The following is a 16270-nucleotide window of genomic DNA, read 5'->3' as shown; positions in this document are numbered from 1 at the left end:
TAACCATGGTAAATCTGACAATTAACAATAATCCGGTGGAAGTCCCCGAGGGCACGACAATTCTCGAGGCCGCCCATAAGCTGAAGGTGAAGGTGCCGACCCTTTGTTACGATCCCCGCTTGAAACCGCACGGTGGCTGCAGACTCTGTCTCGTTGAAATCGAAGGAATGCCCAAACCGGTGACCTCCTGCACCACCCCGGCGGTCGATGGCATGAACGTCTCCACCGAGAGTGAAAAGCTTTATCGTTTGCGCAAGGGGGTGGTGGAACTGCTGCTCTCCGATCATCCCAACGACTGCATGGTCTGTATCCGTGCCGGGGACTGTACGCTGCAGGAACTCGCCTATACCTACAATATTCGTGAAAGCAAATATAAGGGAGAAATGCGTGATCATGACCGAATCGACGAAAATCCTTTTGTTATGCGCGAGCAGAATAAATGTGTGATGTGCGGCCTCTGTGTTCGTGTCTGTGATGAAATCCAGGGAGTTGGAGCTATTGGTTTTGCCGGTCGTGGTTTTGAAACCAAAGTCTGCTCTCCCTTCGAGCGCGATCTTGACTGTGAATTTTGCGGCCAGTGTATCTCCGTCTGTCCCACTGGCGCGCTTTCCGGTAAAGCCTGGGCTGGTCGTCCGCGCCATGAGGGTGTAGAGAAGACGGAAACGACCTGTGGCTATTGTGGCTGCGGCTGCAATATTACCCTCCATACTCATGGCAACGAGGTGTCCCGGATAACCTCGCGCCCAGACAATCATAATCGTGGCTGGCTTTGCGTCAAAGGACGCTTCGGCTATGAATTCATAAACAGTCCCGACAGGTTGACTACGCCGCTGATTCGCAGGGAGAAGGGGGGGGAACTGCAGACTGCCTCCTGGGACGAGGCTCTTGATCTGATAGTTGCAAAATTCAGCGGAATCAAGGAAAAATACGGTGCCGATGCACTGGCAGGCCTGGCCTCGGCCAGGTGTACCAATGAAGAGAACTATATATTCCAGAAACTCTTCCGGGCCGGTTTCGGCACCAATAACCTCGATCACTGTGCCCGCTACTGACACAGTGCAACCGTGGCCGGGCTGGCCGCAAAATTCGGTTCTGGTGCAATGAGTAACTCCGTTGACGAGATAGCCGGTGCCGAGGCACTGTTTGTTATCGGCTCCAATACCACGGAAAACCATCCGATAATCGCTTTGAAGATGAAAGAGGCTGTCCGCAATGGTGCACAGTTGATCGTTGCCGATCCCCGCCGGATTCCCCTGGTGAAGTTCGCCACCCTCTGGCTGCGGCATAAACCGGGAACGGACTCCGTCCTGCTTAATGCCATTATGCATGTGATCCTCAAGGAGGGGTTGGAGGATAAGGAATTTATCAGCAATCGTACGGAAGGCTTCGAAGAATTCAGCGCCACTCTGGATGAGTTTACCCCCGAATTCGCAGAAAAGGTCACCGGAGTACCGGCGCAGGATATTGTCCGGGCGGCACGTATTTACGGGAGCGCCGGCAGCGCCGGTATATATTATGCCATGGGTATAACCCAACATGTTTTCGGCACCCATAACGTGCATGCCGTCGGCAATCTGGCCATGCTCACCGGCAATCTCGGTAAGCCCTCAGCCGGTGTCAATCCACTGCGCGGGCAGAATAATGTTCAGGGCTGTTGTGATATGGGCTGTTTGCCCAATGTGTATCCAGGCTATCAGAAGGTTGACGATAAACAGGTCAGGGAGAAGTTTGAGCAGGCCTGGGGAGTACCGCTTTCCGACAAGCCGGGACTCGCGGCCTCGGAGATGGCAGGCGCCATGATCTCCAGAAAATTGCGGGGGATGTATATCTTCGGCGAGAATCCGGCAGCTTCTGACCCCAATTCCACTCATGCCATCAAGGGGTTTGAGAGTCTCGATTTTCTTGTGGTCCAGGATATTTTCATGAACGAGACGGCGGAGCTTGCCGATGTGGTGCTGCCCAGCGCATCCTTTGCCGAGAAAACCGGAACCTTTACCTCTTCCGAGCGCCGAGTGCAGCCGATCCGTCAGGCTATCGATCCCCCTGGACAGGCCCGGGAGGATCTTCATATATTTCAGGAAATCTACCGGCGCATCAGCACGGTTCCCGGGCCAAGCCTGAAAGCCGATGAGGTCTTTGCCGAATTGGCCTCGCTCTGGCCGGCACTTGCGGGAATGAGTTATGAGCGACTGCAGCGGGAAAGCCTGCAGTGGCCTTGCCCGTCGGCGGATCATCCGGGAACTCCCTACCTCTTTAAGGATGGTTTCAGCCGGAAAGGAGGAAGGGCTCTGTTTACCAAGGTGCCGCATGTGCTCTCCCATGAGCTGCCGGACGAGCAGTACCCTTACATTCTCACCACCGGAAGACAGCTTTTCCATTATCACACGGGCACCATGACCAGACGCTCCGTCGGGCTTGATGCCGTAGCGCCCGAACCCTTCGTCGAACTCAATCCCGAGGATGCCCATCGGCTTGGCGTCGAGGATAAAGAAAGGCTTACCGTCTCGTCGCGCCGGGGATCAATATCGCTGAAGGCCAGGGTATCCGATATTGTTCCGCCAAAGGTTGTCTTTATTCCGTTTCACTACAAGGAAGCGGCGGCAAATATTTTGACAAGTGATGCCCTCGATCCGATTTCCAAGATAATGGAGGCAAAGGTCTGTGCGGTGAATGTCGAGAAAGAGCCTACCTGAAATTTTCCCCCCTGATCCCAGGCACATAGAGAAGGGATCGGGGGAAATCCGCAGCGGCCATATCCATTTCCCGGCCGTTGCGATAAATAATTGTAGAATACGCAAATAACACCTTGCAATACGATGGCAGATCGCTTATAATAGCTTTTGTTGTATTAATTGAAGCATCTTTTCATGATATCCTCTGTGATCATTCATTAGAACCGATACCTAAAAAGTTGTTGCTTGCTGTATAAGAACTGTATTGAAACTTTTTATTGGTATCGTGTCTTTTTTCACCACATCTTCTGACTTATTCGACACTTTGATTTCCCCGGAAACCTCTCGCTATTATTTCATGATGACACCTGTGAGACCTTTAATTGTTGAATCTTGTTAAAACTTCCCATCAATACAGGAACCATATCAGGCTTAGAAGTTTTTTTGCTTTGAATTATTTTTTATGTGTCCGTCGTGCGACGAACACCCGGGGAAGACGAGGACCTGTTGCAGCCTTCGGTTTTCCTCAAATACTGAATTATATACAATCCCGTCACCAAGACACCGTACTGCCCTGCAGTCGATGGGCTTGAGGGATATATGATTCCTGTCAAATAACGACAGTTATGTGAATTTTACGAGATCAGACAGTTTTTTCCACTGCCCTTTGTGAGCAACAGATAATAGTCAGGGCCGCGTCAATCTCAACCGTCATGATCTCCAGGAGTTTTAATGAGTTTTAACGATTTTCAATTTGGCCCGCATATTCTGGGTGCAGTAAAAAAGAGCGGCTATCTTGAGCCGACGCCTATTCAGGCACAGGCAATGGGACCAATTCTCGAAGGACATGATCTTTTGGGACTGGCACAAACAGGTACCGGCAAGACCGCCGCATTTATTCTGCCGATGGTGCAGCATCTGCTGGCAAAAAAAGAGAAACATATACGTACCTTGATTATCGCTCCAACCAGAGAACTGGCGGAACAGATACATGATTATGCAGAGGAAGTGATTGAAAACACGCATCTGCGCAGTATGGCTATATACGGCGGTGTCAGCAAGCCGGCTCAGATCAGGAAACTGAGAGAGGGTGTCGATATCGTGGTGGCCTGTCCGGGGCGTCTGCTGGATATTCTGCGGGACTCCGCTATGAATCTGGATCGTGTTGAACACCTTATTCTTGATGAGGCCGATCATATGTTCGACCAGGGCTTCCTGCCCGACATCAGAAGAATACTCGGATTTTTGCCGCGCAAGCGACAGACTCTGGTTTTTTCCGCAACGATGCCCGGGGAGATCCGCAAGCTGGCGGAGGAGATTTTACATAAGCCTGTGGCCGTGCAGATCAGCAGAATACAACCTGCGGATACAGTTGCCCATACATTGTACAGTGTTCAGCAAAACCAGAAAACCGCACTGCTTCTCCATTTGCTCAAGCAGAATGAGAGTGGTATCGGTACTGCGCTGGTGTTCACCAGGACGAAATACAAAGCAAAAAATCTGGCCGCAAAACTGGCAAAATCAGGGTTTAAGGCCACTTCGCTGCAGGGTAATCTTTCGCAGAACAGGAGACAGGAGGCGCTTGCCGGTTTTAAGGACGGCACCTTCAATATACTGGTAGCAACCGATATAGCCGCTCGTGGCATCGATGTAGCCGGTATCTCTCATGTCATCAATTTCGATGCTCCGGATACGGCGGAAGCATATATTCATCGAACCGGCCGGACCGGCAGAGCCACTCTGAGTGGTGAGGCTTTTCTTTTTGCCACTGCAGAGGATGGCAAGATCATCAGCATGATCGAAAAATCCATGAATAAAAAGCTGCAAAAGCAGTCGGTTTTACTGCCGCACTCTGAATTGCACCAGGATATCGAAAGGCCTGCCTATGTACAAAAGAGGCGGGAGCCGTCTTCGGCAAAAACAAATAACAACAGGTCAGGCAGAGGAAAACGTACCAGCAGATCCTCGGCGTCTGCCCCTGTTTTTGGATTAAATGCACGATGCAAATAAGGCTTCCTGCATTTATATGAATGGCTGACTTATTAATACGGCTCAGCTGGGTTAGATTAATAATCAGCGAATTACAAAAGGTTCTATTTCAGGGCCAACACTACCGTGCGAACAAAAACGCACAAGAACAAGGAGTAACATTATGGTTGAAGGTACAGTAAAGTGGTTTAACGATGCTAAAGGTTTTGGTTTCATCGAACAGGACGGCGGAAGTGATGTTTTTGTACATCATACAGCTATCCAGGCTCAGGGGTTCAAGACTCTTGAGGAGGGTGAACGAGTAACTTTCAATGTTGTCGAAGGCGCCAAAGGCCCGGCAGCGGAGAATGTCGTTAAAAGCTGATATCTGAATCTATTCTGATAGAAAGCCCCGCCTTTTCAGGCGGGGCTTTTTTTTTGTGATTCTTGATACTTGATGCTTGGAGTAGTAGGTGTGAGCAGATTGGCCGAGGAAAAGTATCTCCCCCGGTTGGTTGGAAATATGGCAGAGCAACCAGGGGAGCAGGTGTTGTCGAAGAAGACAGGGTCAGGCGGCCTTGTTGGACTGATGATCGCGGTCGAGGTGAAAATTGATCCAGGACGAGGTGTCTTTGAGCTCCCAGAGACGAGGTGGTACGAATTCTCCGGTGAGCTCGTCGGTTTCGCCGTATCTCTTCATACGATAAAAAGCTCTTACCCAGACGCATAATTTGTCTTCATTGACTTCGCAGTAGCCGCGATTGCTTCCACCGCAGGGTCCGTTTCTGGTATGCTTAGGACATCCCGACTCCGGACAGAGAAAGCCGACATGCTGAATACCGCAGTCTCCGCAGCTTTGGCAGGAGAGCATCAGCTTTTTGAAGGGATCTTCCAGGAAAAGCTTCAAGGCCCAGGATGTCTTGGATTTATCCAGAGAGTTGGAAATCTTTTTATAGACCGGAGCAAGGGTAGCATTTTTATCGAAAAACCAATCATGGGCAGTACGCAGGAACAGATAATGGCAGTTGTCTCCGACGTTGAGCTTGATCTTCTCCTTGTATGGCCTGACCGTTTCAGGCTGACCCTGTTGTTTGTAAAGATAGAAGCAGTTGGGATCATTCTCCTGGAATTCTTCTCTGTAGTCCTGCCAGTTATGTTCAATCTCGTCCATGCGGTCGAGAACCTGCGCCACGGTTTCATAGCTGTCATGAATACCGCCGATATGGATGCCGTTGTAGCCGATTCCCTTGAGTACCACGCCTAATCTGGCGATCCTTTCCATTGCCTGTTTTTTGCCTTCACCGCTTTCGTACTCCTGTAATACCTTGTGCAGCAACCGGTCGGAAACATGAACGCCGGGAACCTTGCCGGCATTCATTGGGCGGGCGGGTCCTTTGCCGAGCAGATAGAGGGAGGCGAGGACGGGAATATCTAAATTGTGCTCCCGCTTGTACAGCAGGAGCTCCTCGTATTTATCGATATCATAGCCGAGTTGAGTAATGGCGTAGGTTGCCCCGGCTTCAATCTTTCTCTTGAGTTTGCTGTACTGCACCATGGTCTCGCCTTCGGTGAATTTGAAAGGAGAGACGGCGCAGCCGGTTTTGAAGATTTCCGAATGACCTGTCTTGATCAATCTGTTGTTGAGATCGTTCAGCATGGAAGTCAGGATGACGGAATCAAAATCAAAAACCGGAGTGCCCCTGCCTCCGAAGCCCTTGCCGGAATAATCTCCGGTCAGCGCCAGGATATTTTTCATACCCATGTGAGCAAGCTGCAATGCCCGGCTTTCCATGCCCACTCTGTTGCTGTCCCTGCAGGTGAAGTGGACGATTACGTCCATGCCGTAACTCTGCATTTCGTGGCCCAGCGCGTCGGGACTGAGGGCCGGATTGCCACCGGGATTATCGGTTATCGATACAGCCGTGATGCGATCATCGGAGCAGGCATCTCTGGCGATATTTTTGATTTTGTCGATTTTGCTGCCGGTTATCTCCCGACCTGGCACCAGTTCGAGGGTCACGACAAATTTGTCCGGTGTCGAAATGTCATCATTAAAATTGCGCTTCACAATCCGCTCCTTAATTAATGTACTCAGGTAAGGGAATATCGCTTATTCCCATCCTGGAATGTTCTATTCGCCTCCATCGCCCCATTGCCCTGTTGATATGACAGAGATGTGGAGCTTGAACAGTTCCCTATGGAAGCTCTACGTTGTAGTATAATCACTTTTGGTTAAACAGGGCTGGAAAAAGAGCTAAAACTCTGCAACTTCCCTGAAATTCCTGAAGTGATAACATCTTTCTACAGTGAAAATACGAAAAGAAAACACCATAAATATTGAATAAATAGATAATGAAAATTGATCCAAAAGTCGGAATGTCGGAAAAACTCAGCGTTTGCAGGGTGTTACATTGTGGCACTCAGTAGTCTGTTATATTTGCGGGAGCAAAAAAATGTTCAGTCTGCTCGAGTCAGCTGTAAGCCAAAGACAGAGTTAAAAAAGGATGTAGGTGTATAAGCCGGCATCGCAATTGCGTATACGCTCCTTCCCTGTATCCAACAGGGCCGTGCATGGATCCAGGTTGAGAAAAAGCCAGACAGCTTTACACGTCTTCCCGGGATGACTCAGATGGATGTTGCGAAAAAGAGAAAAGTAAGCAAATATTGCTCCTTGGCAATGATCATCGACAGAACCATAAACATTTGCCGGTACCGAAATAATCTGATCTCCCTGTGTATTTTTGTGCATTGAACTTTCGATAGCCGTCTGAGATTGAGATGGCGACTTTTTATCCACAATTGCCAACGGCAGAGAGCTGTTTGAGGATAGTGTTATATGAGCGAAATAATACTGATAAATATTACCGGAAAAGACCGGAAGGGTCTCAATTCTAAATTCACTTCGATTCTGGCGCAATATGATGTGAATGTGCTGGACATCGGCCAGTCGGTGATCCATGAACATATCTCACTGGGAGTTCTTGTTGAAATTCCTGAATCACATGATTTTCCCGCACTCTATAAGGATATGCTCTATGAGGGGCATAATCTCGGACTATCAGTTGATATTCAGTCCGTCGACCATGATCGCTATGAATCCTGGGTCAGGGCACAGGGGCAGGAGAGGCGCAAGATAACCTTGCTCGGAAAGAAACTGACGGCTCAGCAGATTGCCGGAGTGACCTCCGTGATCCATGAAAATGATCTTAATATTGATTCCATTTACCGCCTGACCGGTCGGATTTCTCTGGCCTGTCCCCAGGAAAACCCCCGGGCGAGCATTCAGCTGAGTGCCAGCGGCACCCCTAAAGATGTCCAGGATATGCGGCGCAGATTTATGGAAATATCCCAGGAAACAGGCATTGATATTTCTTTTCACGTTGACAATATCTACACACGCAACAGAAAGTTGGTGGTTTTCGATATGGATTCTACCCTGATCACCGTGGAAGTCATAGATGAGCTGGCCGCTCTTGCCGGAAAAGGCAGGGAAGTCTCGGCTATTACCGCTTCGGCTATGCGCGGCGAAATCGACTTCAAAGAGAGCTTCAGGCAAAGAGTAGCTCTTCTCAAGGGACTGGAGCAGGGGAAGCTTGCCTCCATAACCGAATCGTTGCCCCTGGCTGAAGGTGCTGCAATAGTAACTCAAACTCTCAAGGGCCTTGGGTACAAGCTGGGTATTTTATCCGGCGGATTTACTTTCGTGGGAGAATACCTCAAGAAAAAGCTGGGCTTTGATTATGTTTATGCCAACACTCTTGATATTGTCGACGGCAGGGTCACCGGAGAGGTAGTCGGAGAAATTATTGATGGCGAGAAAAAGGCTGATCTCCTCAAAATGATAGCTGAAAAAGAAAACATCAACCTTGAGCAGACCATAGCGGTGGGAGATGGTGCAAATGATCTGCCGATGATCAGTCTGGCTGGCCTGGGAGTGGCCTTTCATGCCAAACCGATGGTCAGGGAAAAGGCCGGCAGTACGATTTCCAGTGTAGGGTTGGACGGTCTGCTGTACCTCATCGGCATCCACGACCGGGAAATCCGTCAGGATAAGACGCTCCCGGTCGAGCTGTGACCGGGAGCATACCTGTGCTTAGTGTTTTTTTATTCAGTGTCCACCCAGAAACGAGGTATTCTGTACTAAATCGAGGCGCACTGGCAAATTTAACCGGAAGCATATACTTAATATCGGAGTCTTCGCTTACCTGCGAGGATTAAATCCGCTAGTGCAACGAAGAGTTAGGGGGGCGTTTCTGGATGGGAACTAGTTATGGGAGTCTTGCGGTTCGTAAGGCATTTTCGTAAAAGGGCCTGGAAAGTATCCCAGTCCCTGGTGGCCAGAAGTGCCTGTTTGGTAAAGGCGATTTCATTCTTCGGCATACACATCCTCCAGTTGCTTAAAGTGAAGGTCCGGGAGTGCACAAAACCCGAACCAATGTACATTGATCCGGGGTCCCTTTTTCTCCACAGATGCAACAGTGCGGCCCCATATCCTCGGAGGCCGTTCAGTAAGTGTGCGGCAGGTCTTCTGACTTCCGGATCATCCTTTGCCTGCGCCTTCCCAACCTTAATGTCAGTGGCATATGCAGGGTCTGTCCCCGGTCACAGCGGCGGGCCCGTTTCCGATTTGCACGGAATTCCCTTTTAGGTCGCGCTCCGATTATTTTGATATCGGAGTTGAGGCGACACCTCACGAAATCAGTGTACCGGAGATTGCGGGAATGGTCAAATGGTATGTTCTGAAAAAAAGATATACAGCATACGGTATAATGACAGGCCGGGGCGGGACCAGTTGCAAAAACCGGAATCAGATATATATTTGTTTGTTCTGTTTCACCTTGTTTGGAATATTCGGGCTGGGTATGTGTTAATTTTGTTATAAAACTTTTTACGGGCCATCAATTAAAAAGGGCATTGCAAAGAATGATTACCGAGGCAATAGTCGCAGAGCTGAAAAATATCGTCGGCAGCTCGAATGTATCCAAGGCGGAAAGCGACAGGATAACCCATTCCTACGATGCCACCATGGAAGAGTTTCTGCCGGACGTGGTCGTCTATGCAGAAAACACCGAACAGGTCAGGAAAATCGCCCTACTGGCCAATACCCACAGATTGCCTATCCTGCCCCGGGGGGCGGGCTCGGGATTTACCGGGGGCAGCCTTCCCATTCGCGGCGGTATTGTTCTGGTACTCACCAGAATGAATACAATCCGCCTGATTGACAGTGACAACCTGATTGCCGTGGTGGAGCCCGGCGTGGTCACCGCCGATCTGCAGAGAGCGGTGGAAAAGCAGGGGCTGTTCTATCCTCCCGATCCGGCTTCCAAAGAGTTTTCTACTCTGGGGGGTAATATCGCCGAGTGTGCAGGCGGACCCAGATGCGTTAAGTACGGGGTGACCAAGGATTTTGTCTTAGGTCTGGAGGTCGTCACCGCGCAGGGCGACGTTATTCGTACCGGCGGGCAAACCCTCAAAAATGTAGTGGGGTATGATCTTACCAAACTCATGGTCGGCTCCGAAGGCACCCTGGGTATCGTCACTGAAATAACCCTGAAGCTTTTGCCGAAACCTGAAGCCGATAAAACCATGCTGGTTCAGTTCGAGACCATTGAGGGAGCGGCACAGGCGGTTTCGGCAATAATACGCGCAAAAATTGTGCCCACGACCCTGGAGTTTCTTGATGGCGCCACCGTCAGCTGCATCCGCGATATTTCCCCCATACCGTTGCCGCTGCAATGCAGCGCTCTGTTGATTATCGAGGTTGACGGAGATCCCGACCTGATTGAGAAGCAGGCCGCAAAGATCCTCGAGGTAGTACGTCCTCTCGGTGTTGTTGATGTCAGAGTGGCTGCCACCAGGGAAGAGGCGGAGGAGATATGGCAGGTTCGCCGCAATGTCAGTCCCAGTTTGCGCAAGATCAATCCGGATAAATTTAATGAGGATATTGTGGTGCCGCGTTCCAAGGTTCCCGAGATGATACGTGCGCTGGAGAAGATTTCACAGGATTATGCTGTCCCCATTGTAAATTTCGGGCATGCAGGAGACGGCAATATTCATGTGAATGTAATGGTGGATTTACGTGAAACGGGCATGGAAGAGAAAGTTCACGAGGTGATGGAGCATATTTTTGCTGCGGCAGTTGCCTTGAAAGGCTCGCTCAGTGGGGAACATGGAATAGGAACATCAAAGGCCCGCTATCTCGGCATGGAGCTTGACCCGTCAACCATTGCCTATATGCGTGCAGTGAAACATGCCTTTGATCCAAACAATATTTTGAATCCCGGGAAAATCTTCATCGAACCGGAGTTATTACCGATCCAGGAAAGGCAGGATGAGCACAAATAAGAAACTTCAGGACCTTGAGGAACAGATTAACCAGTGTGTCAAGTGCGGCGTCTGCCAGGCCCATTGTCCTGCATATAGAGAGAACCGCAAGGAAGGCGATGTGGCCCGGGGCAAGATAGCCCTGGCAGCATCTCTTCTGGATGGCAAAATAACTCTGGAAGAGCGACTTCAAGAGGATATCAGCATGTGTCTGATGTGTGGTTCCTGTACGGCGAAATGCCCGAACAAGGTACCGACGGCTGAGATTGTCGGAGCTATGCGCCGGGAGATAACCGATAATAAGGGGCTTTCGCGTCTCGGGAAATCGGTCTCGACCGTGATCAGCTCGAAAGCCCTGATGAAGGCCCTTGCCCGGGGCGGCGCCCTGCTGTCCCCCTTGATGCTGAAAAAAGTTCCGGGCTCAAGTGGTCTGCGGCTTCGCTTTCCCTTTCCTTTAATGAAGGAGCGCACCCTGCCGCATCTTCCCGTTCGCAATCTTTTCGACAGAGTCCCCGAGTTTATCCGGGGCGATGACGACAAGCCGGTTATCGGGTTTTTTGCAGGCTGCTCCATCACCTATATCTATCCCGATATAGGGGTCTCCATGATCACCATCCTTAAAGAAATTGGATATTCCATTCATACCCCAAGATCCCAGCAGTGCTGCGGCATACCTGCTCTATCCTCTGGTGCCGGCACGGTAGTTGAAGAGCTAGCCGCCGCCAATACAGCGGCTTTCGGTAAATATGACGAGGTGAGTATCATCACCGCCTGTGCCTCTTGCTACGGCGGCATCGGCGAATATTATGCCACCATGGAGGGCAATGATCAGGGGTTTACCGATAAGGTAGTTGACTTTACCGTCTTTCTCAAAGAAACCGGCATGATTGAAGAACTTGCCGGGAGAAAACGGTGGGAGAAACGTCGCAGGGTGACCTATCATGATCCCTGTCACCTGAAGAATCAGGGCATTACTGCGGAGCCAAGGAGCTTGCTCCGGGCCTTGCCTAATGTCGATTTTGTTGAGATGGAAAACAGTGCGCTCTGCTGCGGTCTGGGTGGTACCTTTTCCGTTCACCACTATGAGAGCAGCAAGGCCATCGGCGCCAAAAAGATCCCGGGATTAAAGGACAGCGGTGCGGAAATGATAGCCACAGCCTGCCCGGGGTGTATCATGCAACTCCAGGACAGCATCAATCATGCCGGTCTTAAAGTGAAGGCCGTTCATATCCTGGACCTCATAAAAGAGGCTTTGGCGGGAGAGAACTGAATTTTACCGGTGGCCCTGAGTTTGTCCCGCAGGATATGTCTGAGTCCGTCTCACCAGGATGGACAAGTCCATCAATAATCAGCAACGAGGCGCTTTTCGTATGTCTAAGAATCTCTATATAACCGCCCTGGGACACAAAAGCGGAAAATCCTTGATTGCATTGGGGGTCATGGAATTTCTGGTACGTAATCTGGACAAGGTTGCATTCTTCCGTCCGCTGATCAGTGATGAAAATACGGTCGACGGAAAAGATAAAATCATCGATCTCATCTCGATTCATTACAATCTCGAAACACCCTATAGATCGATGTACGCCTATACGGTGGATGAGGCTAAGCTTTTGGTCTCTGAGGGAAAACACGACAAGTTGCTTGAGGGGGTACTCGACCGGTATAAGGAACTGGAAAACGAGCATGATTTTGTGCTCTGCCTGGGAACGGATCTTGAGAGTGACTCGTCTGCTCTGGAATTTGAACTCAATGTCGAGATTGCCAATAATCTTTCCTGCCCCGTCCTGGTAATATCCAATGGCCATAATGGTTCCGTGGACAGTGTGGTGAGAAGCTGTCGCTTCGCCGTGGAGTCCTTTGGGGAGAGAGGCAGCAATGTTTTTTCGGTCATTGTCAATAAGACACCTGAGGAGCTGCAAGCTCAGGTTCTGCAGGCGCTTCGGGAAAATCTGCGGGACAAAGTGGATCTGATCTATTCCATTCCCTATGAGCAGACACTCGACAGGTTGACCATGGCGGAAATCGTCAAGGCCCTGGACGCCAAAGTCATCTATGGCACAAAACAGCTCAACCGGCCGATTTCCCGGTTTGTGGTTGCGGCCATGAATCTGAGAAATTATCTGCCCAGACTGAGCGATGACAATCTGGTGATAACGCCCATTGATCGTCTGGATATCATTCTGGGGACCCTGGCCGCCTATCGCTCCAGCAATATGCCGAATATCGGCGGATTTGTCCTCACCGGGTATCTGGAACCGGATGAACTGCTGCGCAACCTTCTTCACGGAATCCAGGATCTGGTCCCGATAATCAAGGTGGAGGAGGATACCTTTACCACAGCCACCAAAATACAGGGTATCGACAACAGTATATCCCCGGAATCGAAACGTAAGGTTGCTGCGGCGCTGGGGCTTTTTGAATCAAACGTCGATACGACGGAATTGCGAAGACGGATTATTCGTCACAAGATGCTCTTCACCTCTCCCAAAATGTTTGAGTTCGGCCTGATTAAGCGGGCCCGGATGCATAAACAGGTCATTGTCCTGCCGGAGGGTGAGGAAGACCGCATTCTCCAGGCTGCGGAGATAGTCATTCATCGTGATGCCGCGGAGATTATTCTGCTGGGCAGAGAAGAAATGATCAAAAAAAAGATCGGCGCCCTGGGACTTGCTCTTGATAATGTTCGCATAATAGAACCCGAGCACTCGGAGCGTTTCGATGACTATGCCGAAACCTACTTCCAGCTGCGCAAGCACAAAGGCATTACCCCGGATAATGCCAGGGATGTGATGTCCGGGGTGAATTATTTCGGCACGATGATGGTGTACAAAGGGCATGCAGATGGCATGGTATCAGGGGCCATTCATTCCACCCTCAATACCGTCCGTCCTTCTCTTGAGTTCGTCAAGACCAAGCCGGATAGCACCATCATGTCATCGGTCATTTTCATGTGTCTCGGGGACAGGGTGCTGGTCTATGGCGATTGTGCGGTCAATCCGCGGCCAAGTGCCGAGCAGCTCGCTGAAATAGCCATTGAATCTGCCCGAACCGCGGAGCTTTTCGGGATCCAGCCACTGGTGGCGATGCTGTCCTATTCTTCAGGTGAGTCGGGTATCGGCGAAGAAGTAGAAAAAGTGAAACGGGCCACTATCATTGCCCAGCAAAAAGCTCCAAATCTGCTGCTTGAAGGTCCGATCCAATACGATGCCGCCGTCGATGCGGCGGTGGCGAAGACGAAAATGCCCGAGAGCAGGGTCGCCGGTAAGGCTACAGTGTTTATCTTTCCGGATTTGAATACCGGCAACAATACCTATAAGGCCGTGCAGCGTTCCGCCGGGGCCGTAGCCATCGGTCCGATTATGCAGGGACTCAACAAGCCGGTAAATGATCTTAGCCGCGGCTGTCAGATAACGGATATCGTCAATACCATCGCCATCACCGCCATTCAGGCCCAGGCGGAAAAGGGGCTGACCTGAGAAGGTTGTCCGAGAATAGTCATTTTTTCTCAGGTCAGGTAAGCGAAATTGTGAGACTCCGAGGCATTTCATAAAAAAAGCACAGCCATATATTTGATATCGGAGTCTGCGCTTATCTGTGAGTATTATTTTTTATGGAATAACGGAGAGATAGGTGGTAAGCGAAGACTCCGAAAGGGTTCTCGGACAGCTTCTGTTTTTCAAGATTATCTACTGCACCTTACGCACAAGCAGTCCGGCATTGGCAATGAAGCCTGCCGGTTCTTCGAGATCATGTATGAAGCTCAGAGCCTGGCTGCTGCTCCACTTTTCAACATCTATTTTGATACAGATTTCCTCTTCCAGTTCGGTGACCACTGCAATTCGGATGCGTCGGGTCTTGGCCATCATGGCCAGAGCGGTTCCGCCATTTCCCTCATAGTCGCGGCAGAGATGCCGGAAGGCTTCGTCGAATCCGCCCTTCTCATACCACGGTAAAAAGGTTTTTGAACCTATACCATCCCGGCATTCGGCGAAAAGCAGAAGCGTGCCGCCGTCGCGGACGAACATCGCGGCGTTGTGTATGGCTTTATGGCTCTGGATGAAATTGATATCTTTGGGATAGCCGCCGCAGGAAGCTACCACCACGGCAAAGGGGGCGGAGGATGATTCACAGAGCCTGCCATGGATTTCGCATGCTTCCAGGTAGCTTGTTCTGTCTGAGCCGAGACGGATATCACAGACCTCGCCTCGGGAATTCATGATGGCGTGGATAGCCAGGTCCGCCTCCTTTTTCTGCGCAATCTCGAAAAGATCGTCGGCCAGTGGGTTGTCGGCGAGAACCCCCGGCCGGCATCCCGGAGAAAGACGATTGTTCGGCTTGTCGAGGTAGAGACTGTGATTGGCGTAAATAGCCTCACGTTCTCCGCAACCGGGAAAAATCAGTTTTCTGCCTCCGCCGTAACCCGCAAAATAATGATGACATATGGGCCCCATGGTTATGACGCAGCCAGCCTGCACGATGTCCCGGCGCAGCCGTATCGGTACTCCTCGCGAGGTTACTCCATAATCGGCAAAGGTATTGCTGGCGGTACAGTCGTGGTGGATGAAGGGGTATTTGCTGTAGGTTTCGCCATAACTTGCCCGGCACTCGGCATCGCTCTGCCTCGGGTGGGTGCCGTAGGCAATGATGAAGCGCAGTCGATCGCCCCGCATGCCATATTCCTTGAGGACGCCGATAAGCACCGGCAGGTAGGTTGAATAGCCGCATGTCCGTGTTTTGTCGGCAACGATAATGATGGTATCGTCGAGCTCGAGAGTATTATACTGCAGCTGATCCCTGAGAGCTCCGGCAAAATATTTAATCGACATGCGCTGTTCCGGCTCGATAATATCGAGTACGGTGGCAGTATACGGCAATAGGGCCTCAAACGTCCTGCTGCCGTATGGGATTTGTACATGCTTTAATTGTTTATGAGTCATCAGCGCATCGAATATTCGGCACCCATATCCATGCCCAGTTCAAAGGCCCGGGTGTTCATGTCGATAAAGCCGGGAGGTACCCGATCCTTGATGGTGGCCAGCAGGGATGCCGGCCTGAGCAGGCCGGTCAGGCCGATCAGAGCCCCGAGTACGCAGATGTTGAAGACAATCGGCTTGCCGATCTGCTCCATGACCTGCTCGTACATCGGCAGCTCGAGCTGCTTGGCGTCGACCTTTTTGGTCTGCTGCACGTAGCGGGAGTCGGTGAGCAGGGTGCCGCCCGGCCTGATGATCGGCGAAAAGGAGTTGTAGGCCTCCTGGGTCAGGCACACCAGAATATTGGGCTGAGTGACCCCGGGGAAATTAATC

The 16270-nt window shown here is 50.8% G+C and carries 12 protein-coding genes and 1 riboswitch; of the genes, 7 read left to right on the top strand and 5 right to left on the bottom strand.

The genetic code is table 11. The annotated features are described in order from the left end of the window. Positions 1–5: 5 nt before the first annotated feature. From fdhF to JWG88_RS19675, 3 genes are all read left to right on the top strand, one after another. Positions 6–2693: a formate dehydrogenase subunit alpha gene (gene fdhF, locus JWG88_RS19685; RefSeq protein WP_240194635.1), complete on the top strand. Its 2688-nt coding sequence runs from the start codon at positions 6–8 to the stop codon at positions 2691–2693. A gap of 711 nt (positions 2694–3404) precedes the next feature. Continuing rightward, positions 3405–4682, top strand: coding sequence for a DEAD/DEAH box helicase (locus JWG88_RS19680; protein ID WP_205235517.1), 1278 nt, complete (start codon positions 3405–3407; stop codon positions 4680–4682). 142 nt (positions 4683–4824) lie between these two features. Then, entirely contained in the window at positions 4825–5025 is a 201-nt protein-coding gene (locus tag JWG88_RS19675) for a cold-shock protein (protein ID WP_205235516.1), read from the top strand. Between the two features lie 183 nt (positions 5026–5208). Here the strand turns inward: JWG88_RS19675 and JWG88_RS19670 are convergent, their stop codons facing one another. Both JWG88_RS19670 and JWG88_RS19665 read right to left on the bottom strand, forming a co-directional pair. Then, on the bottom strand, positions 5209–6708 hold the full coding sequence (locus JWG88_RS19670) for a methylenetetrahydrofolate reductase C-terminal domain-containing protein (protein ID WP_205235515.1): 1500 nt from the start codon (positions 6706–6708) through the stop codon (positions 5209–5211). Between the two features lie 426 nt (positions 6709–7134). Continuing rightward, positions 7135–7389 carry a hypothetical protein gene (locus JWG88_RS19665; RefSeq protein WP_205235514.1) on the bottom strand — a complete coding sequence of 85 codons (255 nt, stop codon included), beginning with the start codon at positions 7387–7389 and terminating at the stop codon, positions 7135–7137. A gap of 87 nt (positions 7390–7476) precedes the next feature. On the opposite strand from JWG88_RS19665, the gene serB reads away from it, so the two are divergent. Further along, complete coding sequence (gene serB / locus JWG88_RS19660) at positions 7477–8715, top strand: phosphoserine phosphatase SerB (RefSeq protein ID WP_205235513.1); 1239 nt, start codon at positions 7477–7479, stop codon at positions 8713–8715. Positions 8716–8879: 164 nt separating this feature from the next. Here the strand turns inward: serB and JWG88_RS19655 are convergent, their stop codons facing one another. Next, positions 8880–9020 (bottom strand): hypothetical protein, encoded by a 141-nt coding sequence (locus JWG88_RS19655; RefSeq protein ID WP_205235512.1) that lies wholly within the window; start codon positions 9018–9020, stop codon positions 8880–8882. Positions 9021–9141: 121 nt separating this feature from the next. Continuing rightward, a riboswitch (cobalamin riboswitch) is annotated at positions 9142–9348 on the bottom strand. A 215-nt stretch (positions 9349–9563) separates the two neighbouring features. On the opposite strand from JWG88_RS19655, the gene JWG88_RS19650 reads away from it, so the two are divergent. From JWG88_RS19650 to pta, 3 genes are all read left to right on the top strand, one after another. Next, complete coding sequence (locus JWG88_RS19650; RefSeq protein WP_205235511.1) at positions 9564–10985, top strand: FAD-binding oxidoreductase; 1422 nt, start codon at positions 9564–9566, stop codon at positions 10983–10985. Beyond that, a complete protein-coding gene (locus JWG88_RS19645) occupies positions 10972–12234 on the top strand; it encodes a (Fe-S)-binding protein (protein ID WP_205235510.1) in 1263 nt (420 codons plus the stop codon). Before JWG88_RS19650 ends, JWG88_RS19645 begins: the two co-directional genes overlap by 14 nt. Positions 12235–12334: 100 nt before the next feature. After that, the gene (gene pta / locus JWG88_RS19640; protein WP_205235509.1) at positions 12335–14440 is read left to right on the top strand and encodes a phosphate acetyltransferase; all 2106 of its coding nucleotides are present in this window, start codon (positions 12335–12337) and stop codon (positions 14438–14440) included. Positions 14441–14650: 210 nt separating this feature from the next. On the opposite strand, the gene JWG88_RS19635 is transcribed toward pta, so the two are convergent. Next, complete coding sequence (locus tag JWG88_RS19635) at positions 14651–15901, bottom strand: lactate racemase domain-containing protein (protein WP_205235508.1); 1251 nt, start codon at positions 15899–15901, stop codon at positions 14651–14653. After that, the coding region (locus JWG88_RS19630) for a 2-oxoacid:acceptor oxidoreductase family protein (RefSeq protein ID WP_205235507.1) at positions 15901–16270 on the bottom strand (370 nt) is incomplete at its 5' end. The genes JWG88_RS19630 and JWG88_RS19635, both read right to left, overlap by 1 nt.

The sequence above is a fragment of the Desulfopila inferna genome (genome assembly GCF_016919005.1).
Taxonomy (GTDB): Bacteria; Desulfobacterota; Desulfobulbia; order Desulfobulbales; family Desulfocapsaceae; genus Desulfopila_A; species Desulfopila_A inferna.
Note: the sequence above shows the minus strand (reverse complement) of the source record. Positions and strands in the feature narration are given on the sequence as shown.

Excerpts from the sequence above, each read along its gene's own strand:
- pta (WP_205235509.1), top strand. The coding sequence starts at position 12,335 with ATGTCTAAGAATCTCTATATAACCGCCCTGGGACACAAAAGCGGAAAA.
- JWG88_RS19665 (WP_205235514.1), bottom strand. The coding sequence starts at position 7,389 with ATGCACAAAAATACACAGGGAGATCAGATTATTTCGGTACCGGCAAAT.
- JWG88_RS19680 (WP_205235517.1), top strand. The coding sequence starts at position 3,405 with ATGAGTTTTAACGATTTTCAATTTGGCCCGCATATTCTGGGTGCAGTA.
- serB (WP_205235513.1), top strand. The coding sequence starts at position 7,477 with ATGAGCGAAATAATACTGATAAATATTACCGGAAAAGACCGGAAGGGT.
- JWG88_RS19645 (WP_205235510.1), top strand. The coding sequence starts at position 10,972 with ATGAGCACAAATAAGAAACTTCAGGACCTTGAGGAACAGATTAACCAG.
- JWG88_RS19635 (WP_205235508.1), bottom strand. The coding sequence starts at position 15,901 with ATGACTCATAAACAATTAAAGCATGTACAAATCCCATACGGCAGCAGG.
- JWG88_RS19675 (WP_205235516.1), top strand. The coding sequence starts at position 4,825 with ATGGTTGAAGGTACAGTAAAGTGGTTTAACGATGCTAAAGGTTTTGGT.
- JWG88_RS19655 (WP_205235512.1), bottom strand. The coding sequence starts at position 9,020 with ATGCCGAAGAATGAAATCGCCTTTACCAAACAGGCACTTCTGGCCACC.
- JWG88_RS19650 (WP_205235511.1), top strand. The coding sequence starts at position 9,564 with ATGATTACCGAGGCAATAGTCGCAGAGCTGAAAAATATCGTCGGCAGC.